The sequence below is a fragment of the Amycolatopsis sp. NBRC 101858 genome, from assembly GCF_030269325.1.
Lineage (GTDB): Bacteria > Actinomycetota > Actinomycetes > Mycobacteriales > Pseudonocardiaceae > Amycolatopsis > Amycolatopsis ponsaeliensis.
Genome location: NZ_BSTD01000002.1, coordinates 981,945 through 1,007,774, shown reverse-complemented (window position 1 = coordinate 1,007,774; position 25,830 = coordinate 981,945). Strand labels below are relative to the sequence as shown.

At 73.3% G+C, this 25,830-nt stretch carries 20 protein-coding genes and 2 pseudogenes; 16 read left to right on the top strand and 6 right to left on the bottom strand.

Annotated elements, in window-relative coordinates; translation table 11 throughout:
• Nucleotides 1-41 precede the first annotated feature (41 nt).
• Nucleotides 42-1,268, top strand: a complete 1,227-nt coding sequence (locus tag QSK39_RS17950) for a hypothetical protein (RefSeq protein ID WP_285478878.1) — start codon at nucleotides 42-44, stop codon at nucleotides 1,266-1,268.
• Nucleotides 1,269-1,433: 165 nt separating this feature from the next.
• On the opposite strand, the gene QSK39_RS17945 is transcribed toward QSK39_RS17950, so the two are convergent.
• Nucleotides 1,434-2,402 (bottom strand): ArsR/SmtB family transcription factor, encoded by a 969-nt coding sequence (locus QSK39_RS17945; RefSeq protein ID WP_285478877.1) that lies wholly within the window; start codon nucleotides 2,400-2,402, stop codon nucleotides 1,434-1,436.
• 68 nt (nucleotides 2,403-2,470) lie between these two features.
• Here QSK39_RS17945 and QSK39_RS17940 point away from each other — a divergent pair, with 68 nt between their 5' ends.
• A complete protein-coding gene (locus QSK39_RS17940) occupies nucleotides 2,471-3,655 on the top strand; it encodes an MFS transporter (RefSeq protein ID WP_285478876.1) in 1,185 nt (394 codons plus the stop codon).
• Here the strand turns inward: QSK39_RS17940 and QSK39_RS17935 are convergent.
• The 3 genes and pseudogenes from QSK39_RS17935 to QSK39_RS17925 form a co-directional block, all read right to left on the bottom strand.
• Entirely contained in the window at nucleotides 3,640-4,953 is a 1,314-nt protein-coding gene (locus QSK39_RS17935) for a jacalin-like lectin (RefSeq protein WP_285479926.1), read from the bottom strand. The genes QSK39_RS17940 and QSK39_RS17935 overlap by 16 nt on opposite strands.
• Nucleotides 4,954-5,047: 94 nt before the next feature.
• Nucleotides 5,048-5,248: a hypothetical protein gene (locus tag QSK39_RS17930; RefSeq protein ID WP_285478875.1), complete on the bottom strand. Its 201-nt coding sequence runs from the start codon at nucleotides 5,246-5,248 to the stop codon at nucleotides 5,048-5,050.
• Nucleotides 5,245-5,668 (bottom strand): annotated as a pseudogene (locus QSK39_RS17925) (DUF6010 family protein). The gene QSK39_RS17930 and the pseudogene QSK39_RS17925 overlap by 4 nt, the downstream one beginning before the upstream one ends.
• 126 nt (nucleotides 5,669-5,794) lie before the next feature.
• Here QSK39_RS17925 and QSK39_RS17920 point away from each other — a divergent pair.
• From QSK39_RS17920 to QSK39_RS17860, 13 genes and pseudogenes are all read left to right on the top strand, one after another.
• Nucleotides 5,795-6,433: a TetR/AcrR family transcriptional regulator gene (locus QSK39_RS17920; RefSeq protein WP_285479925.1), complete on the top strand. Its 639-nt coding sequence runs from the start codon at nucleotides 5,795-5,797 to the stop codon at nucleotides 6,431-6,433.
• A gap of 76 nt (nucleotides 6,434-6,509) precedes the next feature.
• A pseudogene (locus tag QSK39_RS17915) lies at nucleotides 6,510-7,994 on the top strand (amidohydrolase family protein); the annotation flags it as partial.
• Nucleotides 7,991-9,112 (top strand): M20 family metallopeptidase, encoded by a 1,122-nt coding sequence (locus QSK39_RS17910; protein ID WP_285478873.1) that lies wholly within the window; start codon nucleotides 7,991-7,993, stop codon nucleotides 9,110-9,112. The pseudogene QSK39_RS17915 and the gene QSK39_RS17910, both read left to right, overlap by 4 nt.
• Before the next feature lie 32 nt (nucleotides 9,113-9,144).
• Nucleotides 9,145-10,029 carry a GNAT family N-acetyltransferase gene (locus tag QSK39_RS17905; protein WP_285478872.1) on the top strand — a complete coding sequence of 295 codons (885 nt, stop codon included), beginning with the start codon at nucleotides 9,145-9,147 and terminating at the stop codon, nucleotides 10,027-10,029.
• Nucleotides 10,026-11,132 carry an o-succinylbenzoate synthase gene (menC, locus tag QSK39_RS17900; RefSeq protein WP_285478871.1) on the top strand — a complete coding sequence of 369 codons (1,107 nt, stop codon included), beginning with the start codon at nucleotides 10,026-10,028 and terminating at the stop codon, nucleotides 11,130-11,132. Before QSK39_RS17905 ends, menC begins: the two co-directional genes overlap by 4 nt.
• Nucleotides 11,133-11,294: 162 nt before the next feature.
• A complete protein-coding gene (locus tag QSK39_RS17895; RefSeq protein ID WP_285478870.1) occupies nucleotides 11,295-11,456 on the top strand; it encodes a hypothetical protein in 162 nt (53 codons plus the stop codon).
• A 118-nt stretch (nucleotides 11,457-11,574) separates the two neighbouring features.
• Entirely contained in the window at nucleotides 11,575-12,960 is a 1,386-nt protein-coding gene (locus QSK39_RS17890; RefSeq protein WP_285478869.1) for a serine hydrolase domain-containing protein, read from the top strand.
• A complete protein-coding gene (locus QSK39_RS17885; protein ID WP_285478868.1) occupies nucleotides 12,957-13,847 on the top strand; it encodes a serine hydrolase in 891 nt (296 codons plus the stop codon). The genes QSK39_RS17890 and QSK39_RS17885 overlap by 4 nt, the downstream gene beginning before the upstream one ends.
• Nucleotides 13,844-15,436 carry an ABC transporter substrate-binding protein gene (locus QSK39_RS17880; RefSeq protein ID WP_285478867.1) on the top strand — a complete coding sequence of 531 codons (1,593 nt, stop codon included), beginning with the start codon at nucleotides 13,844-13,846 and terminating at the stop codon, nucleotides 15,434-15,436. Before QSK39_RS17885 ends, QSK39_RS17880 begins: the two co-directional genes overlap by 4 nt.
• Nucleotides 15,433-16,413: an ABC transporter permease gene (locus QSK39_RS17875; RefSeq protein WP_285478866.1), complete on the top strand. Its 981-nt coding sequence runs from the start codon at nucleotides 15,433-15,435 to the stop codon at nucleotides 16,411-16,413. The genes QSK39_RS17880 and QSK39_RS17875 overlap by 4 nt, the downstream gene beginning before the upstream one ends.
• Before the next feature lies 1 nt (nucleotide 16,414).
• Nucleotides 16,415-18,301: a dipeptide/oligopeptide/nickel ABC transporter permease/ATP-binding protein gene (locus tag QSK39_RS17870; RefSeq protein ID WP_285478865.1), complete on the top strand. Its 1,887-nt coding sequence runs from the start codon at nucleotides 16,415-16,417 to the stop codon at nucleotides 18,299-18,301.
• On the top strand, nucleotides 18,298-19,230 hold the full coding sequence (locus QSK39_RS17865) for an ABC transporter ATP-binding protein (RefSeq protein ID WP_285478864.1): 933 nt from the start codon (nucleotides 18,298-18,300) through the stop codon (nucleotides 19,228-19,230). The genes QSK39_RS17870 and QSK39_RS17865 overlap by 4 nt, the downstream gene beginning before the upstream one ends.
• A 26-nt stretch (nucleotides 19,231-19,256) precedes the next feature.
• Nucleotides 19,257-22,604 (top strand): serine hydrolase, encoded by a 3,348-nt coding sequence (locus QSK39_RS17860; protein WP_285478863.1) that lies wholly within the window; start codon nucleotides 19,257-19,259, stop codon nucleotides 22,602-22,604.
• Here QSK39_RS17860 and QSK39_RS17855 read toward each other — a convergent pair.
• Nucleotides 22,594-23,508: a quinone oxidoreductase family protein gene (locus QSK39_RS17855; RefSeq protein ID WP_285478862.1), complete on the bottom strand. Its 915-nt coding sequence runs from the start codon at nucleotides 23,506-23,508 to the stop codon at nucleotides 22,594-22,596. The two genes, QSK39_RS17860 and QSK39_RS17855, sit on opposite strands and share 11 nt — an antisense overlap.
• Before the next feature lie 73 nt (nucleotides 23,509-23,581).
• On the opposite strand from QSK39_RS17855, the gene QSK39_RS17850 reads away from it, so the two are divergent.
• Nucleotides 23,582-23,989: a MarR family winged helix-turn-helix transcriptional regulator gene (locus QSK39_RS17850; RefSeq protein ID WP_285478861.1), complete on the top strand. Its 408-nt coding sequence runs from the start codon at nucleotides 23,582-23,584 to the stop codon at nucleotides 23,987-23,989.
• A gap of 358 nt (nucleotides 23,990-24,347) precedes the next feature.
• On the opposite strand, the gene QSK39_RS17845 is transcribed toward QSK39_RS17850, so the two are convergent.
• Nucleotides 24,348-25,787 (bottom strand): DHA2 family efflux MFS transporter permease subunit, encoded by a 1,440-nt coding sequence (locus tag QSK39_RS17845; RefSeq protein ID WP_285478860.1) that lies wholly within the window; start codon nucleotides 25,785-25,787, stop codon nucleotides 24,348-24,350.
• Nucleotides 25,788-25,830 lie beyond the last annotated feature (43 nt).

Sequence of the window (25,830 nt, the reverse complement as noted above, 5' to 3'; positions counted from 1 at the left end):
CGTTGTACGGATTTTGGATCCGCCTCTGGCGCAATGCGACCATGCGAACTCCGAAAGTGCTCCTCCTCGCGCTGGCCGTGGTGGCCGGCGCACTGGCACTGCCCGGCACGGCCAGTGCCGCCTACAGCGATCCGCTGACGACCACGACCAAGCAGAACCTGGTCTGGCACGCGACCCCGGCCGCCGCGCTGACCGCGCTGGACAACGCGCTGCCGAACGTCAGCCTCAACACCGTCGTCCACGACACCAGCTACGCGATGACCGGCTGCACGAGCGCGGAGAAGGCCGCGCTGCCCAAGGCACCGGCCGCCGCGAAGTCGCTGTGCTGGGACTCCGAACGCGCCGGCAGCACGACCTGGGTGCCGCAGGGCATCACGACCTCCGGCGACGCCGACGACGACGGGATGTGGGGCGCGGACAAGATCATCCTGTCCGGCTGGCACGGCACCGACGCGCTCGGCCGCTACAACGACGCGCGGATCCAGGCGGTCAACTACGACAACCCCGCCTCGGCCGCCCACCGGATGATGTACCTGGCCGTGCCGAACAGCAGCGGCAGCAGCTTCTCCGCGGCGACGGCCCACATGGGCGGGATGGCCTGGTACGGCGACAAGATCTACGTCACCGCCGTCGGGAACACCTCGACCGCGATCCGGGTGTTCAGCACCAAGCACATCCTGCAGCTGACCGACACGACGTCGAACGCGATCGGCAAGACCTCGGGCGGATATGCGGCCTACACGTACAAGTACGCGATGATGCAGGTCGGCTACTACACCTACGCGGGCGGCACCTGCAGCATGGCGTCCGACACGGGCGTGCCGTGCTTCTCGTCGCTCTCGCTGGACCGCAGCACGAGCCCGGCCAGCATCGTGACGACCGAGTACTTCTCCGACCAGAGCCTGCACGGCCGGCTCTACCGCTTCCCGATGGGCACGGACTACCTGCTGACCGGGACCGCGACGGAGGCGTTCCGCAGCTACGTCGGCAACATGCAGGGCGTCCTGTCCCACGACGGCAAGTGGTACGTGGCCCACAGCTCGGCAACGCTCAACGGCCAGCTCTGGGCCCAGACGACGACGGCGAGCACCTCCGCGACGTGCGGCTCGACGTCCGCGTGCTGGGCGGTCCACCCGGAGGCGCTGACGTACGACTGGTCGACGGGCCTGGTCTGGTCCCAGTCCGAGTGGTCGACCGCGGACTGCCAGGCGCAGAACCAGACCTGTGGCCGGTCGGTGTTCGCGGTGCCGCTGTCCTCGCTGGGCTAGGAGCACCGCTCGACCACGGTGCGCTGCTTGCAGCCCCCGGTGTCGAAGGCCGGTGCTCGCCCGCCACGGGGGCTTTGCCCTTGCGGCGGGCGACCTGGTCATCCCGCTCCGGGCTGACGAAGGTGATCCGCCGGGACCGCGGCTGGATCACTTACCGGACACGCCTTAGCCGGTGAGCAGGGCCGCTCCGAGCGCCGTGATCAGGTACAGGACCTGGCGCCCGGAGCGTTCCCGCTCGACCAGCCCGTTCTCCCGCAGCACGGCCAGGTGCTGCGACACCGCGCTGGGCGTCACGCCGAGGGCGCGGGCCAGGTCGGTCGTGGTGGCGGGGGAGCGCAGCGTTTCGAGGAGCCTGGCCCGCGCGAGGCCGAGTAGCCGGACCGTGCCGCCGGATGGTGGGCGCGTGCCCGCCATCCACAGGGCACCGCGGCCGCGGGCCGGGTAGCGGACCGTCGTCTGCGTGGACGTCCTCCCCTTGATCAGGACGTGCGCGCAGCCGAGTGCGACCGGGATGAGGACGAGCCCGCCGGGACCCCGGTGCACCAGGCGGTCGCCGGTCAGCAGCAGCTTTCCGGCGTCCCAGCGCAGATCCGGGTGCAGGCCGGCGAACAGCCGTTCCGCGCCGCCCGCGGCCAGCACCCGCGCGCGGTGGGCGACGTCGGCGTCGAGGACGGCCCGGATCCGCGGCCAGTGCGGGGCGAGCAGCCGGTCGTGCGCCCGGTGCAGCTCGTCGGCGATCGCCTTCAGCCCGGCCGCCGGCCGCGCGGCGAGCTCGGCCGTCGTGCCGCGGAGGTCCGTGCCGAACACCCGCCCGAGGCTGGTCCGGACCTGCCGCGCGGTCGTCCGCCGCAGCGCGGCCAGGTCGTCGTCGATGGACGGGCCGGCATCGCGCGGCGCGGGCACGAGGAACTCCGGCCAGTTGGGCCGGTCGTTCACGATCAGCGGCCACGTCCACGGCAGGTCCAGCGGCGCGCGGGCGAGCTCGTCCTCGGCCCAGCGCAGCCACGGCAGGGCGCTCGCCTGCCGCTCACGCCCGCCCAGCTGCTGCAGGCACGCGACCGTCTCCGAGAGCGGGGAGATCGCGAAGCGGGTCGCCGCGAGCTCCGCGACGCCGAGTTCGATCGTCAGGGCCATGGTTGACGAGTATGTAGCCCGGGGCTAAACGCTGTCCGAGAAGCCGCGGTGGGCCAAAGGATCGGGCCATGATCGGACCGGACTTCCGGCGGCTCCTGTGGGCGACCGGCATCGACAACCTCGGCACCGGCGCGTTCACCGCGGCGGTGCCCCTGCTGACCGTCACGCTCACCCGCGACCCGAGGCTCGTTTCCCTCGTCTCGGCCGCGGCGTACCTGCCCTGGCTGCTGTTGTCCCTGCCCGCCGGCGCGCTGGCCGACCGCCACGACCGCGCCGGCCTGCTGTGGCGCGCGCAGGCGGCGCAGGCCGTGCTGGTCGCCGTGACCGCCGTCCTGGCCGCCTGCGGGGCGATCGGGATCCCGGTCCTGGCCGTCACGGCGTTCGGGCTCGGCGCGGGCGAAGTCGTTTTCAGCACGGCGGCCCAGGCGATCCTGCCGGACCTGGTCGCGAAACCGCTGCTGCCCCGCGCCAACGGCCGCCAGCAGGCGATCACCACGGTCACCGAGCAGTTCGCCGGCCCGCCGCTCGGCAGCCTGCTGTTCGGTGTCGCGGCGGCGCTCCCGTTCGGGCTGGACGCCGTCTCGTTCGCGGTGTCCGCCGTCCTGGTGGCGAGGCTGCCCCGGCGAGCCGGCCCCGCCCGGACGCGCTCGGCGATCCGGGACGGCCTGGCGTGGCTGCTGCGGCACCGGCTGCTGCGCACGCTCGCGATCCTGGTGGCTGTCAACACCTTCTGCGGTCAGCTGGCCGCCGCGACGCTCGTCCTGCTCGCCACCGAGGTCGTGCACCTCGACGCGCGCGGCTACGGCCTGCTGCTCGCCGGCGCCGCGCTCGGGAGCGTGCTCGGCGGCCTGGTCAACGCCCGCGTCGTGGCCCGGATCGGGTCCCGGCCGGCGTTGCTGACGTCGCTGGCGGTGAACGTCGGCGCGTTCGCCGGCATCGGCCTGAGCCGGGACGCCGTGGTGCTCGGCGCGTTCCTCGCCCTGAACGGCTTCGTGACGACGTTGTGGAACATCGTCACCGTCGGCCTCCGGCAGGAGCAGGTGCCGTCCGCGTTGCTCGGCCGGGTCTCCAGCGCGTACCGGCTGCTCAGCTGGGGCCTGATCCCGGTCGGCACCCTGGCCGGCGGACTGGTGGCCCACGGGCTGGGGTTGCGGGCGCCGTACCTCGTCGCGGCCGCCGTGCGCGGGATCGCCCTGGTGGCCGCGCTGCCCGTGCTGATCGGTCCCTTGTGGACCGGTCAGCGCCGGGTGTAGATGAAGCCCAGCTGGTCCACTTCGTCACCCGCGCGGCCGTGGAAGCCGGCGATCTGCCAGCCGTCCGGGGCCGTCGCGGTCGTGCAGTCCGCGGTCGCCGTGCCGCCGGCGAGCGTGCCGCCGCGGTTCGTCGTGATGCGGGCGGAGAAGATCCGGGTGTGGCCGTTGTAGCTGCCCCGGCACAGCTCGGCGGAGACCGCGTACTCGCCGTCGGCCGGCCGGTAGGTCCGGGTGGTGCCGCCGGTTCCGCCGTGGCTGAACGTCGTGCCGTCCGCCGAGGTCGAGCCGATCCGGTCGACGCGGCTGCCCGCGCTCAGCGTGAACGCCGTTGCCCGCGTGGCCGGCGGGATCCGGTCCAGGTCGGTGAACGGCAGGCCGTGCGGGCCGCCGAACCGGTCGCTCAGCCGGAACGCCGGGTTGTCCGACCAGCCGAACCGCACGGTCACCGGATCGTGGTCCGACAGCATCGCCCCGGAGGCGTCGAGGAAGGCGCGGTGTTCGTTGTTGTAGAACGTCGCGTCGAGGGTGATCTGCTTGTTCCCGCGGTAGAGCACCTTGTCGACGACTTCGCACGCGTTGGTGACCGCGCTTTCGTCGCACACCAGGGGATCGCTGCCCGCGGCGGGCGGGACGCCGCCGCGTTCGAGCCGGACCCACGCGTCGGTGAGGCCGTTGGCGGCCGCGAAGGCGCGGATCGTGTCGGCCGCCCGGGTGTAGCGGGTGTTGGTGTCGCCCATGACGAGGACGGCGTTGCCCGCCGAATGCGTCGTGATGTACGCCGTGAGCTGCTCGAGGTTCGCGGCGCGCGAAGCCTGGTCGCCGTCGTTCGTGCCCGCGTTCGTGTGGATGTTGTACGCGTCGACGTAGACGCCTTCGGCGAGCCGGAGCCGGGTGAAGGTGAAGCCCTTCGGCGTCAGGCAGTCACCCGAGTCGAACTGGCACGAGGTCCAGCGGACTCGCTCCAGCTCGTCGACCGGCAGGGCGGACAGGCTGTTCAGGCCGCTGCCGATCCCGGCGCCGCCGCTGGTCGACGTCCGGTACGGGTGGGTGTCGGCCGCGTAGAGGTTGGCGTGGTAGTTGAAGTCCTCCTGGACGTGCACCAGGTCGTACGGGCCGAGGCGCTGCCCGATGGCCGTCGTGCTCGGCGCGCGCGGGGTGGGGGCGCTGGAAATGCCCTCGGGCAGCCCGGCGATGTTGTAGGACAGCACGCTGAAGGTGCCACCGGCGGCGTGGGCGACAGGAGCGGTGACGGCGAGCCCGGACGCGGCCAGCACGGCCGTCGCGAAGGCGGTGAACACTCTGCGCAAGGCGGTGTTCCTTCCGGAGCGGAGAAACCGGCGCTATCGTGAAGGATTCTCACGTTAGCCCGTTGTTCGCGCTCACACAACCGCCTCAGGCGCCGGGGTGGCCGCAGGCGTAGACGTTCGCCGAAGCCAGCCGGACGCAGGCCGGGCACGTGTTCACCGATCGGTCGCGGCGGCCGTAGTACGCATGCCGGGCGCCGCACAGCGCGATGAGCACGTCGCCCGGTTGCGGGTCGGGGTGGCACCGCGGGCAGAAGGCGTGCGCGGCGCGTTCGACGTCGGTGCTCATGTCCGCTCGGGTACCCCCGGTTCCGGCGTGCCAACCCGCCGGAACCGGCCGAGGACCGACCGGCCGCCGGTGAAGCACCAGATCGCGATCACCGGGTCGCAGAAGGCGCAGCCGAACGACGAGTCGTGCGCGAACGGCAGGATCGGCTGGCCCTTCAGGTGGTGGACGACGTCCCAGCCGGTGTGCAGGAGCCAGCCGACGCCGATGAACGTCCACGAGTCGAGCCCCGCGGAACGCCACGTAGGTCAGCACCGCGCAGAACACCAGCTCCCACGGCCCGAGCGCGCCGCCGGAGAGGTAGGCCGCGCCGGCCCCGCCGACCATGACGGCGTTGAACTTGCGGCGGTGGGGCTCGGGGATCAGCGAGCCGAGCACGACGTAGAGGAGGCCGATCAGGATCGGCGCGAGCACTGCGATCATGATCGACCACGCTAGGAACGGGGGTCCCGGCCGGCCAGTGGCTGTTCTGCCAGGCTCCGCCGATTTCTCGCCAGCGCGGCGGCTCCGTAAGGTGGGGGGCCGGTGGATGATCAGGTGGTTGTGGACATGAACGTGAAGGCGGCCCGCGCGAGTGCGACGCGGGAAAGCATCCTGGTGACGGCGGAGCGGTTGTTCGCCGAGCACGGGGTGCAGGTGGTGTCCAACCGGCACATCAGCGAGGCCGCCGGGCAGGGCAACAACGCCGCCGTCAACTACCACTTCGGCACGAAGGTCGACCTGGTCCGCGCGATCGTCCGCAAGCACGTCGAGCCGATGGAGCGGCTGCGCGCGGAGCTGGTCGAGGGCATCGACGGGGACGCCGGCCTGCGCGACTGGGTGGCCTGCCTGGTCCGCCCGAGCACGACGTACCTGCGGGAGCTGGGCGCGCCGACGTGGTTCGCCCGCTTCAGCGCCCAGGTGATGACCGACCCGGCACTGCGGGAGATCATCGCGGAGGAGTCGCTGGCCTCCCCGGCCCTCGCCCGCGCGGTCGAGGGGCTGAACCGGTGCCTGGACGGCCTGCCGCCGGACGTCCGCGCCGAACGCGGCGACATGGCTCGGCAGCTGATGATCCACATGACGGCGGAGCGCGAGCGGGCGCTGGCGGAGGGCACCCCGACACCGAGGGCGACCTGGGACGACGCCGGGACGGGCCTGATCGACGCGATCACCGGCCTGTTCCTGGCGCCCGTGACGCCGGCCTGAGGAGTTCGTCCGCGCGGATCAAACCCGCCGCCGCGGTTCGTCGGCGCGCACGAACGGCACCGCCCGGAATCCTCCTAACGTCAGCCCGATGCGGACACTCTTGCGGGCGGGCCGGGTCGTGGACCCCGGGAGCGGCTTCGACGGCATCGCCGACGTCCTCCTGAACGGCGCCCACGTCGAAGCCGTCGGCCCCGATCTCGACGCTCCGGACGCCACCGAAGTCGACGTCGGCGGGCTCGTCGTCGGGCCCGGGTTCGTCGACCTGCACAGCCACGTGCACTCCATCGCCGGGCAGCGGCTGCAGGCCATGGACGGCGTCACCACCGCCCTGGACCTCGAAGCCGGCCTGATGCCCGTCGACCGGGCCTACGCCGAGGCCGCCGCGGCCGGGCGGCCGCTGCACTACGGCTTCTCCGCCTCCTGGGGCGCCGCCCGCGCGCAGGTCCTCGCGAACATCGCCCCCGACGCGAGCATCGACAGTGGACTGGCGGTGCTCGGAAACCCCCGGTGGCAACGGAGTTCGTCGAAGCGGGAACTGACCGCGTGGCTGTCCCTGCTCGAAGCCGAACTCGCGAAGGGCGCCCTGGGCATCGGCGTCCTCATGGGGTACGCGCCCGCGACCGAGCCCGGCGAGTTCCTGGCCGTCGCGCACCTCGCCGCGAAGGCCGGCGTGCCCACCTACACCCACGTCCGCGAGCTGGTCGAGGTCGACCCCGCGATCCCGGTCGACGGGTCCGTGGAGGTCGTCGCCGCGGCGGGCGAGACCGGCGCCGCGATGCACCACTGCCACGTCAACAGCACCTCCGGCCACCACATCGACCGGGTCCTCGCCACGCTCGACACCGCCCGCCGCGAAGGTTCGCGCGTCACTGTCGAGGCTTACCCCTACGGCGCGGGCAGCACGGCCGTCGGTGCCGCCTTCATCGAGCCGGATCGCCTGCGCCTGAAGGGGTTGAAGCCGTCGAGCGTCGTCATCCTCGAAACGGGGGAGCGGGTCCGCGACGAGGCCCGGCTGCGCGAGCTGCGGCAGCAGGACCCCGGCGCGCCGTGCCTGCTCGAGTTCCTCGACGAGCAAGATCCGCGTGACCGCGGCCTGCTGCACCAGGCGCTCGCCTTCCCCGACGCCGTCGTCGCCAGCGATGCGATGCCGGTCTACTGGACGGACGGCCGCACCGAGAGCACCGAGTGGCCGCTGCCCCCGGGCGGCACGACGCACCCGCGGACCGCCGGCACCTTCGCCAAGACGCTGCGCCTGATGGTCCGGGAAGCCGCCGAATGGAGCTGGCTCGAAGCGTTCCGCCGCTGCTCGTACCTGCCGTCGCGGCTCCTCGACGACGTCGCGCCCGGCGCCCGCGGCAAGGGACACCTGGGCGTGGGCGCCGACGCGGACCTCGTCGTCCTCGACCCGGACCGGATCACCGACAGCGCCACCTACACCGACTCGACCCGGCCGTCCGTCGGCGTCCGGTACCTGTACGTCGCCGGAGTTCCCGTGGTCAGCGCAGGAAACCTGGACACCGGGGCGCTGCCCGGCAAGCCGCTGCGAGGTGAGCCGCGGTGATCGACGACATCGGGACGCTCGTCCGTTGCGAATCGCCGTCGGCGGACCACGACGCCGTCGCGCGCAGTGCCGAAGCCGTCGCCGGGATCGGGCGCCGCCTGCTCGGCGCCGAACCCGAGCGCCTCGTCACCGACGGCTGCACCCACCTGCGCTGGCGGTTCGGCGACGGCCCGCCGCGTGTCCTGCTGCTCGGTCACCACGACACCGTGTGGCCATTGGGTTCCCTGCGCACGCACCCCTTCGAGGTCCGCGACGGCGTCCTGCGCGGACCCGGCTGCTTCGACATGAAGGCCGGCGTCGTGATGGCCCTGCACGCCGCCGCGGCACTGCCGGACCGGGACGGGCTTTCGATCCTCGTCACCGGCGACGAGGAAATCGGCTCACCGCTGTCCCGCATGCTGATCGAGGACGAAGCCAAGACGTGCGACGCGGTCTTCGTGCTCGAAGCCTCGGCCGACGGCGGCGCGCTCAAGACCCGCCGCAAAGGCGTTTCCCTGTACCGGATCGAGGTCGAGGGCCGCGCCGCGCACGCCGGGCTCGAACCGGAAAAGGGCGTCAACGCGGGGATCGAGGTCGCCCACCAGATCCTCGCGGTGGCGGCGCTCGCCGACCCGGCCCGGGGGACGACCGTCGTCCCGACCGCGCTGAGCGCCGGCACGACGACCAACACCGTGCCCGCCGCGGCGGGCGTCGCGGTCGACGTGCGGGCGTGGGACGCGGCCGAACAGCAGCGCGTCGACGCGGCCGTGAGGAGCCTGACGCCGGTGCTGGCCCACGCGCGGATCCGCATCGCCGGCGGCGTCAACCGGCCGCCCCTGGAAGCGAAAGCGTCGTCGGACCTCTTCGCCCTCGCGAACGAGCTCGCGGCCGGGACGCTCACGGAAGCGGCGGTCGGCGGCGCGTCCGACGGCAACATCACGGCCGGGCTGGGCATTCCGACGCTCGACGGCCTCGGCGCGGTCGGCGGCGGCGCCCACGCCGACGACGAGCACGTCCTCGTCGCCGAGCTGCCCCGCCGCACCGCGCTCCTCAAGGCACTCACCGAAACCGTGCTGACGCAACGGAGTTCGTCCGCCCCGACGAACGCGCGGGGCGAATCCGGTGCGGGACAACGGTGACCCGCCGGCGGTCTCCGGAGAGGATCGGAGGCGTGACAGAAGTCGTGACGAACACAGCCCCGCCGCTGCGGGACGAGGCGGCCGCCACGGCGACCGCCGCCGCCACGGCCTCGGGGGTCCAGGTCCGGACCCTGGCCGAGGTCGCCGACCTGACCGCCGTGACCCGGCTCTTCGAGTCGATCTGGCGCCCGGCGCCCGGCAACCAGCCCGTGACGTCGGAACTGTTGCGCGCCATGGTTTCGGCGGGCAACTACGTCGGGGGCGCGTTCGACGGGCCCGACCTGCTCGGCGCCTGCTTCGGGTTCTTCGGCGGTCCCGCGAAGGGGGGACTGCACAGCCACATCGCCGGCGTCGCCACCGCCGGGCACGGCCGCGGCATCGGCTTCGCGCTCAAGCTGCACCAGCGCGCGTGGGCGCTGAGCCAGGGCGTCCCGGTGATCTCGTGGACGTTCGACCCGCTGGTGCGGCGCAACGCCCACTTCAACCTGACCAAGCTCGCCGCCCGCGCGGAGCAGTACCTGCCGGACTTCTACGGCCCGATGGAGGACGGCATCAACAGCGGGGGCGACACCGACCGGCTGATGGCCGTCTGGGACCTGGCGAGCCCGTCCGTGCGGGCGGCCGCCGAGGGCCGGCCGGCCCGGCTCGACGCGGCCGCGCTGCGAGTCCGGGGCGCCGCGGTCGCGCTGGCGGCCGGCGCCGACGGTGGCCCGGTCTCCGGCTCCGCCGACGCGCCGCTCGTGCTCGTCGCCGTGCCGCCGGACATCGAGGCGCTCCGGCGTGCCGACCCCGGCCGGGGCCGGGCGTGGCGGGTGGCGCTGCGGGAGGTGCTCGGCGGCCTGCTGGCCGGCGGCGCCTCGGTCGCCGGATTCGATCGGGCCGGCTGGTACGTGGTCGCGAAGGAGGAATCGTCGTGAAACTGACCGGGGTGGAACTCCTGCGCGTCCGGATGCCGCTGGTGGCGCCGTTCCGGACGTCGTTCGGGACGCAGGCCGAACGCGAACTGCTGCTCCTGCGCGCGGTGACGTCCGAAGGCGAGGGCTGGGGCGAGTGCGGCGCGATGGTCGACCCGCTCTACTCCTCGGAGTACGTCGACGGCGTCGAGCACGTGCTGCGGACCTTCCTCGTGCCGACGCTGCTCGCCGCCGGCGACCTCACCGCGAACAAGGTCGCGCCGCTGCTGGCGAAGTTCAAGGGCCACCGGATGGCCAAGGCCGCGCTGGAGATGGCGGTGCTCGACGCCGAGCTGCGCGCGCACGGCGTGTCCTTCGGCGCGGCGCTGGGGTCCACCCGCGACTCGGTGCCGTGCGGGGTGTCGGTCGGGATCATGGACACCATCCCGAAGCTCGTGGACGTCGTCGGCGGCTACCTCGAGGCCGGGTACCTGCGGATCAAGCTGAAGATCGAGCCCGGCTGGGACGTCGAGCCGGTGCGCGCGGTCCGGGAGCGCTTCGGCGACGACGTCCTGCTGCAGGTCGACGCGAACACGGCGTACACGCTCTCGGACGTGCCTCAGCTGCAGCGGCTCGACCCCTTCGAGCTGCTGCTGATCGAGCAGCCCCTCGAAGAGGAGGACGTGCTCGGCCACGCCGAGCTGGCCAAGCACATCCGGACGCCGATCTGCCTGGACGAGTCGGTCGTCTCCGCCCGCTCGGCCGCCGACGCGATCAAGCTCGGCGCGTGCCGGATCGTCAACATCAAGCCGAGCCGCGTCGGCGGGTACCTGGAGGCGCGGCGGGTGCACGACGTCTGCGCCGCGCACGGCGTCCCGGTGTGGTGCGGCGGGATGATCGAGACCGGGCTGGGCCGCGCGGCCAACGTCGCGCTCGCGTCCCTGCCCGGGTTCACCCTGCCCGGCGACACCTCGGCGTCGGACCGGTTCTACACCGAAGACATCACCGAACCGTTCGTGCTCGAAGGCGGCCGGCTGCCGGTGCCGTCCGGGCCCGGCCTCGGCGTCACCCCGATCCCGGCGCGGCTCGCCGAGGTGACGACCGCGAAGTCGTGGCTCGCGTCATGACCACGGCAGGCAGTGGGGCGGGGAGCCGTGGACGGCACGACGGGCCGACCGGACCGCGCTGCCGACGACGGCCGTCCTGCTGCTGCCCGGCGGCGTTCCGGGTGCCCCGGCGGGCCGAGCAGTGCACCTTCGCCTGAGCAGTCCACAACGGACGGAGTTCCCATGGAGTCAGCCGAAGAAGCGATCACCCGCCGCGTCGCCGAGGCCCGCGTGTGGGTCCGGCAGTACGCGGTCCGGGCGGCGGTCACCACGTCGAAGGTCAAGATCCGGGTCGCGCTCGGGTACGCGGCGGCCCGGTCCGCCCTGCCCCGGCGGCTGCGGTGATTCGTCCGCCGCGATGAAAGTTTCGCCGGGTCTCGTCGGTTTCGACGAATCGGCCGCCCCGGTCCCCGTCCTAGCATCCCCGCATCGCCGGTTCCCCATCGTCGGACGAGAGGCAACCATGTCGAAACTCACCGAACTCGCCGCCTGGCTCGAAAGCCGGCTGCCCGCCCTCCTGGCCGAGCACCACGTGCCCGGCGCGGCCGTGGCCGTGTACGCCGGCGGCGAGATCATCGACCACGCGGCCGGCGTGCTCAACAAGGGCACCGGTGTCGAGGCCGACGCCGATTCGCTGTTCCAGATCGGCTCCATCACCAAGATCTGGACGACGACCCTGGCGCTGCAGCTCGTCGACGAAGGCACGCTCGACCTCGACGCGCCGATCCGGAAGTACCTGCCCGAGTTCAAGCTGGGCGACGAGGACGCCGCCGCGCGGATCACCGTCCGGCAGCTCATGTGCCACACCGCCGGGTTCGAGGGCGACATCTTCACCGACACCGGCCGCGGCGACGACTGCGTCGAGAAGCTCGTCGCCACCCTCGGCGACGTGCCCCAGCTGTTCGCCCCCGGCGAGATGTTCTCCTACAACAACGCCGGGTTCTGCGTGCTCGGCCGCGTCGTGGAGGTGCTGCGCGGCAAGTCCTACAACGACTGCCTGGCCGAGCACCTGTTCGTCCCCTTGGGACTGACGCACGCCGCCGCGAGCCCGTACGAGGCGATCCGCTTCCGGGCCGCGCTGGGCCACGTGGCGCCGGAGCCCGGTGCCGAACCGGAACCCGCCGGCATCTGGGCACTGGCGCCGTCCAACGCCCCGGCCGGCTCGATGCTCGCGATGCGCCCGCGCGACCTGGTGACGTTCGCCGGCATGCACCTGCGTGACGGCGAAGGCCCGGACGGCACCCGCGTGCTCAGCGCGGAAAACGCGCGCGCCATGCGGGAACGCGTGGTGGAGCTGCCCGACCTCGGCCTGATGGGCGACGCGTGGGGCCTCGGCTGGTCGCTGTTCGACTGGGCGGGCGGCGAGGTCGTCGGCCACGACGGCGGCACGATCGGCCAGTCGTCGTTCCTGCGCCTCGCGCCGGGCCACGACGTCGCCGTCGCGCTGCTGACCAACGGCGGCGACCCCATCCCCGTCTACACCGAGGTCGTGGGTCACCTGCTCAAGGAGCTGACCGGCATCGAGCTCGCCGTCCCGCCGGTGCCGGCCGCGGACGCGCCGCGCATCGACGCCACGCGGTACGTCGGCGAGTACGCGTCATCGGTCGCGGACATCACGGTCAGCCAGGACGACGACGGCCGCGTCTGGGTCGAGCGCGTGCCGAAGGGGATCTTCGCGGAGCTGGCCAAGCCGGAGAAGTCCGAGCTGGTCGCGATGAACGGCGACACGCTGATCCTGGCCGAGCCGATGCAGGGGATGTACCTGCCGCACGCCTTCGTCGGCGACGACGGCACCGGCCGCGCGCTCTACCTGCACACCGGGCGGGCCGACCGGCGGGTGAGCGCGTGAGCCTGGTCGAGACGGCGATCGCCGGCATCTTCCGCGAAGCCGGCGCGCGGGGTTTCCTGCACGCGCGGGAGATCGGCGGCGCGCCGGAGGTCGCGGTCGGCGCGGACGACCCGGTGGTGCTCGCGTCGGTGTTCAAGATCCCGGTCGCCGTCGCCTACGCCCGTGAGGTCGTCGCGGGCCGCCTCGACGAGACCGAGCGGACCCGCGTCGGGAGCCGCTACCGCATCGGCGGGATCGGCACGGCGGGGTGCGCCGACGACGTCGAGATGACCTGGCGCGACCTCGCGCTGTTCATGCTGACGATGAGCGACAACGCGGCGACCGACGTTCTTTTCCACCGCGTCGGCCAGGACGCCGTCGATCGCGTCCTCGCCGACCTGGACCTGCGCCGCACGCGCCTGATCGGCTGCTGCGAGGACCTCTTCGCCTCCGTGCTGGCGGATCTCGGCGCGGCCGAAGACGCCGATCTCGATGCGGTGTTCGCCGCCGCGACGCCGGAGCAGACGTGGAAGCTCGCGGTGCTCGACCCCGAGCGCACGTCGGCGTCCACGCCCCGGGAGATCACCACGCTGCTGGAAGCGATCTGGACCGACCGTGCCGCGGAACCGGCGGCGTGCGAGCGGGTGCGGTCGATCATGGCGAAGCAGATCTGGCCGCACCGGATCTCGTCCGGCTTCCCCTCCGACGTCGCGATCGCGGCCAAGACCGGCACGCTCCCGGCGGTTCGCAACGAAGCCGGTGTCGTGTCCTACCCGGACGGTCGCCGGTTCGCCGTCGCCGTCTTCACCCGCGCGGACTCCCTCGCCGAGCGGCAACCCGCCGTCGACGCCGCGATCGGCGAGGCGGCCCGCCTCGCCGTGGACCACCTGCGGAAGGAAACCCCATGACCAAGACGAGGACCGCGGCGGTCCTGCTCGGGGTGCTCGCCCTGACCGCGACCGCCTGCGGGGGATCGGGCAGCGGCCCGGGCTCCGGCGACGGCACCCCGGTGGACGGCAAGACGTTCAGCCTCGGCGTCGGCTCCGACCCCGGCAGCCTCGACCCGCACATGACCGTGCTGTCGGTGGCCATCCAGGTCGACCGGTTCCTCTACGACACGCTGCTGAACGTCGACGGCGACGGCAAGCCCATCGCCGGGCTGGCGGCGAAGTGGGAGGCGTCGACGACGACCGCGTCCTTCACGCTGCGCCCCGGCCTCACGTGCGCGGACGGCAGCCCGCTGACCGCCGCCGACGTCGCGGCCAACGTGAACTTCATCGGCGACCCGGCGAACAAGTCGCCCATCGCCGGCCTCTACATCGCCCCCGGCACCAAGGCGACGGCGGACGAGGCGACCCGCACGATCAGCGTCACCAGCGGGAAACCGGACGCGTTCCTGGCGCGCAACGTCGGCGGGGTGCCGATCGCCTGCGCGAAGGGGCTCGCCGACCGCAAGCTGCTCGCCAGGGGCGAAGCCGGCACCGGGATGTTCTCCGTCACCGAGGCCGTGCCCAACGACCACTACACGTTCACCCGCCGCAAGGACTACACGTGGGGCCCCGGCGACTGGAAGGCCGAGCCGGGCCTGCCGGACAAGGTCGTCGTCCGGGTCATCCCGAACACCACGACCGCGACCAACCTGCTGCTGTCGGGCGAGCTCAGCGCGGCCGCGATCAACGGGCCGGACCGGCAGCGGCTGGAGGCGCGCAAGCTCTTCCACGGCGACTTCACCGCGCCGATGGGCGAGATCTTCTACAACCAGGCGGCCGGGCGGCCCGGGCAGGACGAGGCCGTCCGGAAGGCGCTCACCCAGGCGCTCGACCTGCCCCAGCTCGGCAAGGTGCTGACCAGCGGTGCCGGCAAGCCGTCGCAGGGGATGATCACGAACGAGCCGAAGGTGTGCCCGGGCGACACCGTCAGCGGCAACCTGCCGGCCCACGACCCGGCCGCGGCGGCTTCCGCCCTGGACGCGGCGGGCTGGAAGGCCGGCCCGGACGGCGTGCGCGTCAAGGACGGCAAGAAGCTCGCGCTCACCGTCCTCTACGGCACCCAGCTCGGCCCGACGATGGCGCCGACCGCGGAGCTCGCGCAGCAGACGTGGAAGTCGCTCGGTGCGGACGTGACGCTCAAGGCGGTCGACAGCCCCGGCCTGAGCCAGGTGCTGTTCGGCACCGGTGAGTGGGAAGTGTCCCTCGCCCCGGTCGGGTTCTCGCTGCCGAGCCAGCTGGTCCCGTTCGTCTCCGGCCCGGCCGCGCCCGACGGCACGAACTTCGCCCACATCAGCAACCCCGGTTACGACCAGGGCACGCAGCAGGCGGCTTCGAAGGCAGGCGACGCCAGCTGCGCGGACTGGACCGCGGCGGAGAGCGCGCTGGTCAAGCGGGTGGACGCGGTGCCCTACTTCGACTCCGTCGTGCCGGTCTACGGCAGCGGCGCGAAGTTCGAGCTCAGCCAGGGCAGCGTGACGCCGGCGTCGATCCGGATGTACGCGAAATGACCACGGCGGCGGCGCCCGCCGGCCTGCGGGGCAGCCCGTGGCCGGCGTTCGCCGCGCGGCGGCTCGCCCGCTTCGCCGTCTCGCTCTGGGCGCTGCTGACCGCGGCGTTCCTGATGATCCACCTGGTCCCCGGCGACCCGGTGCGGGCCGCGCTCGGGCTCACCGCGCCCGCCGACCTGGTGGCGGCCAAGCGGGTGGAGCTCGGGCTGGACGACCCGCTGTGGGTGCAGTACGGGCACTACCTGCGCGGCCTGGCCACCGGGGACTTCGGGACGTCGATGGCGAGCGGGCAGCCGGTGACGCAGGTGATCGGCGACCGGCTGCCCGCGACCCTCCAGCTGGCCCTGCTCGCCTTCGCGGTCGTGGTCGCCGTCGCGGTCCCGGCCGGCGTCGGCTTCGCGGTGCTGACGCGCGGCGGCCGCCGCCGCGGCGCGGAGCTGGGGTTCACGTCGGTGAGCGTGTTCGTCGCCGCCATCCCGGAGTTCCTCGTGGCCGTCGGGCTGGTCGCGCTGCTCGCCGTCGGCCTCGGCTGGTTCCCGGTGGCGGGCAGCGACGACGCGAGCGCGTACGTGCTGCCGGTGGCGGCACTGGCGGCCGGGCCGGCGGCGGTGCTCGCCCGGATGATCCGGGTGGAGCTGCTTTCGGTGCTGGGCGCCGACTTCGTCCGCACCGCGCGGGCGAAACGGCTGCCCGCACGGCTGGTCTACGTCCGGCACGCACTGCCGAACGCGCTGACCGCGACGCTCACCCTGGGCGGGCTGATGCTGACCGGGATGGTCGCGGGCACGGTGCTGGTGGAGAACGTGTTCGCCTGGCCCGGCCTCGGCTCGACGATCGTCCAGTCGATCGTGCAGAAGGACTACCCGCTGGTGCAGGGGATCGTGCTGGTCTACGGCGTGGGCGTGCTGCTGGTGAACCTGCTGGTCGACGTCGTGCTCGGGCTGCTCGACCCGCGCTCGGCCATTCGGGAGGCGTGAGATGGCGCGACGACGCGGTTCGGTCTGGGTGGCGGCGGTGCGCACGCCGGTGGGCGCGTGTTCGGCCGTGCTGCTCGCGGTGGTCGTGCTGCTCGCGGTGCTGGCCCCGCTGTTCTGGGGCGACGCCGCCGCCGCGATCGACACCGACGCGATCGGGCAGGGCCCGTCCGGGGCGCACTGGTTCGGCACCGACTCCCTCGGCCGGGACCTCTTCTACCGCACCCTGGTGGCGACCCGGCTCTCGATCGGGCTCGCGGTGCTCGCGACCGCGATCGGCGTCGGTGCCGGCGTCGTCCTCGGGACGCTGCCGTCGGTGCTGCCCCGGCGGGCGGGCCGGCTGGTCACGGCCGTGGTCGACATCGCGGTGGCGTTCCCCGGGCTGCTGCTGGCCCTGTTCTTCGCGGTGATCTTCGGGGTGGGCACGCAGGGCGCGGTGCTGGCGATCGCGTTCGCGATGGCGCCGGCGTTCGCCCGGCTGGTGCAGACGCTGTCCGCGTCGGTGGCCGGGCGGGACTTCATCGCCGCGGCCCGGGTGTCCGGCGTCGGGCGGATCCGGCTGCTGGCCCGGCACGTGCTGCCCAACATCGGGGAGCCCCTCGTCGTGAACGCGACCATCGGGGCCGGCTCGGCGCTGCTGGCCTTCGCCGGGCTGTCGTTCCTCGGGATCGGCGTGCAGGCACCGGACTACGACTGGGGCCGGCTGCTGCGCGAGGGCTTGGACGGCATCTACGTCAACCCGGTGGCCGCGCTCGCACCCTGCGGGGCCGTGGTGCTGGCCGGGCTCGCGTTCAACCTGGTGGGGGAGACGGTGGCCGGTGTGGTCGGGGTCCGGACGCGCGCGTCGCGGCGCGCGGCGGGCCCGCTGCCGGCGCCGAAGCCCGCACCCGCCGGCGCGGTTCCGGACGACGCCGTGCTCGTCGTCGAGAACCTCCAGGTGGCGTTCCCGGGCCCGGGCGGGTGGACCGTGCCGGTGCGCGGGGTGAGCTTCAGCGTCCGCGCCGGGGAAGCGATCGGCGTCGTCGGCGAGTCCGGCTCCGGCAAGAGCCTGACCGCGCTCGCGGTGTCCCGCCTGATCGAGGCGCCCGGCGTGGTGACCGCCGACCGGCTGGAGTTCGCCGGGACGCCGCTGGCGGCCGCCTCGGACCGCGAGCTCGGCACGTCGCTCGCCATGGTCTTCCAGGACCCGATGACGTCGTTCAACCCGGCCCGCCGGGTGGGCGGGCAGCTCGCCGAGGTGTCCGAACAGCACCACGGCCTGTCGCGGCGCGCGGCGTTCGCCCGCGCGGTCGACCGGCTGGCCGCGGTGCGCGTTCCGGCCGCGGCCCGGCGCGCCCGGCAGTACCCGCACGAGTTCTCCGGCGGCATGCGGCAGCGGGCGATGATCGGGATGGGGCTGATGGGCCAGCCGAAGCTCGTCATCGCCGACGAGCCGACGACCGCGCTCGACGTCACCGTGCAGCGGCAGGTGCTGCGCCTGCTGGCCCGCACGCGTGAAGCCGAGGGTGCGGCGATCCTGCTGATCAGCCACGACATCGCGGTCGTTTCCCAGACGTGCGAACGGATGCTGGTGATGTACGCCGGGCGCGTGGTGGAGGACCTGCCGACCGGGAGCCCGCCGCAGCACCCGTACACGCGGGCGCTGCTGGCCACGACGGTGGACCTCGACACCGACCGCGACGAGCCGCTCGCCGTGATCCCCGGCCGCCCGCCGGAGCCGGACCAGGTGCCGGCCGGCTGCGCGTTCGCCGCCCGGTGCCCGCTGGCGACCGACCGCTGCCGGGACGAGGATCCGGTGCTGGAGCCGGCCGCCGACGAGCACCGGGTCGCCTGCTGGCACCCGCAGGTCAGTGTCCTTTCCGGACAGTCACGCGAGGAAGGTGCCGCATGAGTGTGCTCGAGTTCGACGCGGTGCGGGTCCGCTACGGCAAGCTGACGGCGGTCGACGGCGTCAGCCTGACCGTCCCGTCCGGGCAGGTCGTCGGCCTGGTCGGCGAGTCCGGCTCGGGCAAGTCGACCCTCGCCCGGGCGGCCGTCGGGCTCGCTCCGGTCAGCGCGGGCCGGGTGCGGCTCGACGGCGTCGACGTCCGGAAGCTGCCCCGGCGCCGGCCGCTGCAGATGGTGTTCCAGGACCCGTATTCGTCGCTGGACCCGCGGATGGCGATCGGCGAGTCGATCACCGAGGCCATGTCCGGGGAAACGTCCCGTGGAGCCCGGCGCGAAGAAGTCGCGAGGCTGCTCGACCTGGTCCAGCTCGACCCGGAACGCGCCACGATGCTGCCCGGGCAGCTCTCGGGCGGGCAGCGCCAGCGCGTCGCGCTCGCCCGGGCGCTGGCCGGGAACCCGAAGGTGCTGATCGCCGACGAGATCACCTCGGCGCTCGACGTCTCGGTGCAGGGCGCGGTGCTCAACCTGGTCCGGGACGTCCAGCGGCGGCTCGCGCTGTCGATGTTGTTCATCTCCCACAACCTCGCGGTGGTGCGGTACGTCAGCGACATCGTCGCCGTGATGTACCTCGGCCGGATCGTCGAAGCCGGGCCCGCCGAGCAGGTGCTGACCGACCCGCAGCACCCGTACACGCGGGACCTGCTGGCCGCCGCGCCCTCGGCGCACCGCGGCCTGCTCGACGACGCGGGCGACAACCCGCTCGCCGACACCGAACCCGCCGACCCGCACCACCCGCCGCCCGGGTGCCGCTACCACCCGCGGTGCCCGATCGGCCCGCTCGTGCACACCGACCGCACGCTCTGCGTCAGCGCCGACCCGGCCGACGACGCCGTCCACCGGCCGCACCGCGCGGCCTGCCACTTCGCCGCGTGAGACCGGCATCCCACAAGGAGATCCGCATGACCCGCCGTATCGGCATCGACGACCTGTACGCCCTGGAGTTCCCCGAGCAGCCGGCGATTTCCCCGGACGGCACGCGGATCGTGTACGCGCTGCGCACGACCGACCGCGACAAGGACGAGGACACCCGGTCGCTCTGGCAGATCGCCACGGACGGCGGCGAGCCGCGCCGGCTGACCCGCGGCACCGCCGACGCGGGCCCGGTGTGGTCGCCGGACGGGACGCGGATCGCGTTCCTGCGCGCCCAGGACGGCCCGGCGCAGCTGTGGCTGCTGCCCGCCGACGGCGGCGAGCCCGAGCAGGTCACCAAGCTGCCGCTCGGCGCGGGAACGCCCGTGTGGCGCCCGGACGGCGCCGAGATCGCGTTCAGCGCCCCGATCGACCTCGCCGCCGAGGAGGGCGAAGACGACGGCGCGCAGGGCCGCCGCGCGAGCGCCCCGGTGGTCGCCGACCGGCTCGACTTCAAGGCCGACGGCGCGGGGCTGCTGCGGACCCTGCGCAAGCACGTCCACGTCCTCGACGTCGCCACCGGCGAGGTCCGGCGGGTGACGGCGGGGGACTGGCACGCGGGCGACCCCGCCTGGTCGGCGGACGGCTCGAAGCTGGCCTTCCCGGGTGCCCTCGACGCCGACCCCGACCTGACTTTCCGTTCGGGCGTCTACGTTCTCGAGCCCGGTGACCGCACCGCGGAGCCGCGCCTGGCCGGCTCGGCCGAAGGCATGAGCGGGACCGTCACCTGGACCGCGGACGGCGAAGCCCTGCTCGTCATCGGCCGCCGCGACACCGCGGCGGGCCACGCCGGGCTGCTGCGCGTCCCCCTGGACGGCGGCGAGACCACCGACCTCGCGGCGTCCCTCGACCGCAACGTAATGGCGGGCGGCCCGGGCTACCCCGGGGCGGTCCCGCGGCTCGCCGGCGACGGCTCGACGGTCCTGTTCTGCGTCCGCGACCGCGGCTGCACGCACCTGTACGCCGTCGACGTCACCGGTGGCGAGCCGCGGCGCGTCCTCGGCGAGGCCGGGAGCGCGGTGGACGGGCTGAGCGTCGCCGGGACCATCGCGGCGGTCGTGCTGACGACGCCCACGTCGTTCGGCGAGGTCGCGACGGTCGACATCGCCGGGGGAGCGGCGCGGGTGCACACCGCGCACGGCCCCGGCGACGTCGAGCTGTTCACGCGCGAGGAGCGGGAGTTCACCGTCTCCGACGGCACGGTCGTCCAGGGCTGGCTGCTGCGCGATCCCGAACGCACCGGCCCGCTCCCGTTGCTGCTGGACATCCACGGCGGCCCGCACAACGCGTGGAACGGCACCGCCGACGCCGTGCACCTCTACCACCAGCGGCTCGCCGCGCGCGGGTGGGCGGTGCTGCTGCTCAACCCGCGCGGCAGCGACGGCTACGGCGAAGCGTTCTACACCGCCGCGGTCGGCGCCTGGGGTGTGGCCGACGCCAAGGACTTCCTCGAGCCGCTGGACCAGCTCGTCACCGAGGGCTTGGCGGACGCGGGCCGGCTCGCGGTGACCGGCTACAGCTACGGCGGCTTCATGACCTGCTACCTGACCAGCCGCGACGACCGGTTCGCCGCCGCGGTCGCGGGCGGGGTCGTCAGCGACGTGGTCAGCATGGCCGGCACGTCCGACAGCGGCCACTACCTCGGCGTCGCCGAGCTCGGGGCCGTCCCGGCGGAGAACCGCGCGCACTACGCGGCGCTTTCCCCACTGGCGCAGGTGGAAAAGGTGCGCACGCCGACGCTGGTCGTGCACGGCGCGGCCGACGACCGGTGCCCGGCCGGGCAGGCCGAACAGTGGTTCACCGGCCTGCGCGAGCAGGGCGTGCCGACCCGGCTGGTGCTCTACCCGGGCGCGTCGCACCTGTTCATCCTCGAGGGCCGCCCGTCGCACCGCGCCGACTTCAACCGGCGCATCGCCGACTGGGTCGAGCAGCACGCGGGCGAGCCGGGTCAGCCGGTCCGGGTGCCGATCGACGCCGCGCACTGGCGCCGCCGCCTCGCCGAGCTCGCGCGCAAGCACCGCGTTCCCGGTGCGGCGCTGGGCATCCTGCGCCTCGACGGCGACGAGGTCGTCCAGGTGAGCCACGGCGTGCTGAACAAGGCGACCGGCGTCGAGGTCACCGATGACTCGGTGTTCCAGATCGGCTCGATCACCAAGGTGTGGACGGCGACCGTCGCGATGCAGCTGGTCGACGAAGGGCTGCTGAAGCTCGATGCGCCGATCGTCGACGTCCTGCCCGAGCTGCGGCTGGCCGATCCCGACGTCGCGAAGAAGGTGACGCTGCGGCACCTGCTGACCCACACCAGCGGCATCGACGGCGACGTCTTCACCGACACCGGCCGCGGCGACGACTGCCTCGAGAAGTACGTCGCGGTGCTCGACCAGGCCGCGCAGAGCCACCCCCTCGGCGCGACTTTGTCCTACTGCAACTCGGGGTTCGTCCTCGTCGGCCGGGTGATCGAGAAGCTGACCGGCAAGACCTGGGACGCGGCCCTGCGCGAGCGGCTGTTCACCCCGCTCGGCCTGAAGCGCACGAGCACCCTGCCGGAGGAGGCCCTCCTGCAGCGCGCCGCGGTGGGGCACGTCGCGGCGGGGGACGCCGAGCCGCAGCCGGCACCGGTGTGGGGGCTGCAGCGCTCGGCGGGCCCGGCCGGGCTCATCTCGGCCTCGACCGACGACGTCCTCGCGTTCGCCCGCCTGCACCTGACCGGCGGCCTCGGCCCGGACGGCTCGCGGGTGCTCGCGGCCGCGTCCGCGCAGGCGATGACCGAGGAGCAGTTCGAGATGCCGGACAAGGACACCCTCGGCGATTCGTGGGGCCTGGGCTGGATCCGCTTCGGCTGGGACGGGCACCGCGTGTACGGCCACGACGGCAACACGATCGGGCAGGCGGCGTTCCTGCGGGTCCTGCCGGAGCAGGGGCTGGCGATCACGCTGCTCACCAACGGCGGCAGCACCCACGACCTCTACGAGGAGCTCTACCGCGAGCTCCTCGCCGAGCTGGCGGGCGTGGCGATGCCGCGTCCGCTCGAACCGGCCACGCCGCCGCCGGCGGTCGACGCATCGGAGTTCCTCGGCGTCTACGAACGGGAGTCGGTCCGGATCGACGTCCTGGAGCGCGACGGGAAGCTGCTGATGCGCCAGACCGTCACCGGCCCGCTCGCCGAGCTGGTGCCGGAGACGACGACCGAGGACGAGCTGGTGCCGGTCGGCCCGGCCCAGTTCGCCTTCAGCCCCGCGGGCATGCGGGGCTGGGTTTCGGTGACGTTCTACTCGCTGCCGACGGGGGAGCGGTACCTGCACTCGGGCGTGCGGGCGACGCCGAAGGTCAAGGAGTGACGACGAGGCGCTGAGCGCTGCCGGTGTCCCTCCAGGCGGATTCGACGTCCTGGAGGGGCACCGCGCGCGCGTCGATCCGGAAGCTGCCGATCTCGTTCACCAGTGCGTGCAGCTCCGTGACGATGTCCCGGGTCGGTACCGAACCCTGGCCGCTGCCGACGAGCTGCAGGCGTGCGGCGCGCAGTGCGGCCGAGGGGAGCTCGATCGTCCGCCCGGCCACCGAGCCGATCTCGACCCAGGTCAGCGGGCGGCCGCGGTCGGAGCGTTCGGTGACGATGGTGCGCAGCGCGTCGGCGGTCGGCGGGCCCCAGACGTAGTCGAGGACGACGTCGACGTCGGCGGCCTTGCCGAGCTCGTCGAAGGTGAGGGCTTCGTCGGCCGGCACCTCGGCGAGCCGCGCGGCGTCGCGGCCGGCGGCGATCACCCGGCCCGCGCCGAGGTGCTTCGCGATCTGGACGGCGAGCCGGCCGGCGTTCCCGGTGGCGCCCAGGACGAGCACGTCCTGCCCGGCGGCGAACTCGATCCGCCGCCGCAGGGCGACCCACGCCGACATCGCGGGGTTCATGCCGGCGGCGACGGTGATGGGGTCGGCGTCTTCGGGCAGGACGACGCTGCGTCTGGTGTCTACGACGGTGCGTTCGGCCATGGCGCCCATCGAGGTGTCGGGCAGGACGAAGTACCGCAGCGTGCCGTCGGGCGCCCGGCCGACGCCGTCGATGCCGGGGACGAGCGGAAGTTCACCCGAACCGGTGTAGTGCGAGCCGTCGGCCTGGGAGCGGACGCGGGGGTGCAGTCCCGCGGCGACGACGTCGACGAGGACCTCGTCACCGGTCGCGGGCTGGGGTTCGGCGAAGTCCTGACAGGTCGGCGGGGTCCCGAACTCGGTGACGACAGCGGCGCGCATGACGGCTCCTTTTAGTTGGTAATGCCCACTACTTTAGAGGGCATCACCAACTAGTTCAAGGTAGTCTCGGAGCATGACCGAACCCGACGAGGTGCTGGACAACCTGGCCCAGGTGTCCTTCGCGGTGATGGCGCACCTGAGCCAGGTCGCGGCGGCGCACGAGCTTTCCCTGACGCAGCTGCGGGTGCTGGGGATCCTGCGCGACCGCACGCCGAAGATGGCGGAGCTGGCGACCCACCTGGGCCTGGACCGGTCCTCGGTGAGCGGGCTGGTCGACCGAGCGGCCCGCCGCGGCCTGGTGTCGCGAGAGGCCAGCCGCGACGACGGGCGTTCGGTGCGCGTCAGCCTGACCCCGGAGGGGCATTCACTGGCCGCGGAGCTGACCGCGGAGGTGGCGCGGGCGATGGCCCCGCTGACGTCCGGACTGTCGGCGGCGGACCGCACCCGCCTGGGTGTCCTCCTGGGCCGCATGCTGGCATGAGCCCGGTCACGTCGGGAACACCGGCGGGCGCAGGGCGTTGTAAGGAGTGTCGGTACGGAGGAGTCCCCGGGCCTCACCCACTGCCTTCACGGAAAACCGGTCAGGCCGGAGCCGTGGAGCGCCACCCGCCGCGAGGCGACCCCCGTACCGGCCTCGAACTCCCGCTTTCGCTCGCAGGTCTCCCCCCAGCCTTCGCTGAGCGGAAGCGGGACTTTAGTCCTCAGTGGACGGACGTCGGCTTCGGCGCGGGTGCGCCCTTCGAGCGGATCAGCCGAGTCGTCTCGATCGCCGGCAATCCGGTCACCTCCGGGCGGGGCCTGCCTTCGTCGCCGTGCCCGCCGCGAAGAGCGAGCCGCCGTCAGTGCTTCGCCGCGGGTGCGCCCTTCGAGCGGATCAGCCAGGTCGCCCCGAACGCCAGCAGCCCGATCACCCCGGCCACCACGAACGCGGCCCGCAGCCCCGAAGCGTCCGGCCCCGCGGCGGCGCCGTCCGCGCTCCACACCGTCGCCACGCTCACGAACAACGCCGTCCCCAGCGCGCCCGCCACCTGCTGCAGCGTCGCCAGGATCGCGCTCCCGTGCGAGTACAGGTGATCCGGCAGCGAACCCAGCGACTCGGTGAACAGCGGCGTCATCATCAGCCCGAGCCCGGCCATCAGCAGCACGTGGATCCCGATCACCGCGATCAGCGGCGAACCCGCCCCCAGCGTCGTGAACAGCCACAGCGACACCGCCATCGCCGCCGCGCCCGGGATCACCAGCGGCCGCGCACCCACCTTGTCGAACAGCGCCCCCACCGGCCGGCCCAGCAGGCCGAGCACCAGGCCGCCGGGCAGCACCGCCAAGCCGCTCACGAACGTGCTCGTGTGCAGCACCGTCTGCAGGTACAGCGGCAGCAGGATCGCCGCCGCGCCGATCAGGCACACGAACAGCAGCGCCGTCAGCACCAGCGCCACCACGAAACTCCGGTGCGTGAACGGCCGCAGGTCCAGCAACGCCCGGTCACGACGCTGCAGCCGCAGCTGCCGCCACGTGAACACCACCAGCGCCACGACGCCCACGACGATCGGCACCCACGCCGGCACCAGCGGCTCCGCGCCGGCCTGCTCACCGGTCGACGACAGCCCGTACAGCACCCCGCCGAACCCGATCGCCGACAGCAGCACCGACGGCACGTCCAGCGGCACCCGCCGCGTCTCGCTCTCCAGCCGCAGCTGCAGCGCACCGGTCACCAGCGCCGCGACCGACAGCGGCAGCACGATCCAGAACATCCACCGCCAGCCCAGCGACGACAGCACCGCGCCACCGATCGTCGGCCCGATCGCCGGCGCCACCGCGATGACGATCGTGATCGTGCCCATCGTCGCGCCACGCCGCTCCGGCGGCACCAGCCGCATCACCGTCGTCATCAGCAACGGCAGCATCACCGCCGTGCCGCACGCCTGCACCACCCGCCCGGCCATCAGCATCCCGAACCCGGGCGCGAGCGCGCACAAGAGCGTGCCGAGACTGAACGCCGACAGCGAGAACAAGAAGACCGTCCGCGGCGTGAACCGCTCCAGCAGGAACCCGGTCGTCGGGATCACCACGGCCATCGTCAGCAGGAACCCGCTGGTCAGCCACTGCACGGTCGTCGTCGGCACCCGCAGGTCGACGGTCAGGTCACGCAACGCGACACTCAGGATCGTCTCGTTGAGGATCATCACGAACGCCGACAGCACGAGGACCCCGATCAGGAGCCCCGGGCGCGCCGGAGCGCGGTCGACGTCGGCGGGCGGGGTGGACACGGTGTCGGTCACGGGGTGCGAGCTCTCCTGGGTCTGGCGCGCCGGGCGTCCGGCA

Excerpts from the sequence above, each read along its gene's own strand:
- QSK39_RS17855 (WP_285478862.1), bottom strand. The coding sequence starts at position 23,508 with ATGCGCGCCGCTGTCGTCACCGAGTTCGGGACCCCGCCGACCTGTCAG.
- QSK39_RS17920 (WP_285479925.1), top strand. The coding sequence starts at position 5,795 with ATGAACGTGAAGGCGGCCCGCGCGAGTGCGACGCGGGAAAGCATCCTG.
- QSK39_RS17930 (WP_285478875.1), bottom strand. The coding sequence starts at position 5,248 with ATGAGCACCGACGTCGAACGCGCCGCGCACGCCTTCTGCCCGCGGTGC.
- QSK39_RS17940 (WP_285478876.1), top strand. The coding sequence starts at position 2,471 with ATGATCGGACCGGACTTCCGGCGGCTCCTGTGGGCGACCGGCATCGAC.
- QSK39_RS17945 (WP_285478877.1), bottom strand. The coding sequence starts at position 2,402 with ATGGCCCTGACGATCGAACTCGGCGTCGCGGAGCTCGCGGCGACCCGC.
- QSK39_RS17860 (WP_285478863.1), top strand. The coding sequence starts at position 19,257 with ATGACCCGCCGTATCGGCATCGACGACCTGTACGCCCTGGAGTTCCCC.
- QSK39_RS17895 (WP_285478870.1), top strand. The coding sequence starts at position 11,295 with ATGGAGTCAGCCGAAGAAGCGATCACCCGCCGCGTCGCCGAGGCCCGC.
- QSK39_RS17870 (WP_285478865.1), top strand. The coding sequence starts at position 16,415 with ATGGCGCGACGACGCGGTTCGGTCTGGGTGGCGGCGGTGCGCACGCCG.
- QSK39_RS17950 (WP_285478878.1), top strand. The coding sequence starts at position 42 with ATGCGAACTCCGAAAGTGCTCCTCCTCGCGCTGGCCGTGGTGGCCGGC.
- QSK39_RS17850 (WP_285478861.1), top strand. The coding sequence starts at position 23,582 with ATGACCGAACCCGACGAGGTGCTGGACAACCTGGCCCAGGTGTCCTTC.
- QSK39_RS17880 (WP_285478867.1), top strand. The coding sequence starts at position 13,844 with ATGACCAAGACGAGGACCGCGGCGGTCCTGCTCGGGGTGCTCGCCCTG.
- QSK39_RS17875 (WP_285478866.1), top strand. The coding sequence starts at position 15,433 with ATGACCACGGCGGCGGCGCCCGCCGGCCTGCGGGGCAGCCCGTGGCCG.
- QSK39_RS17865 (WP_285478864.1), top strand. The coding sequence starts at position 18,298 with ATGAGTGTGCTCGAGTTCGACGCGGTGCGGGTCCGCTACGGCAAGCTG.
- QSK39_RS17890 (WP_285478869.1), top strand. The coding sequence starts at position 11,575 with ATGTCGAAACTCACCGAACTCGCCGCCTGGCTCGAAAGCCGGCTGCCC.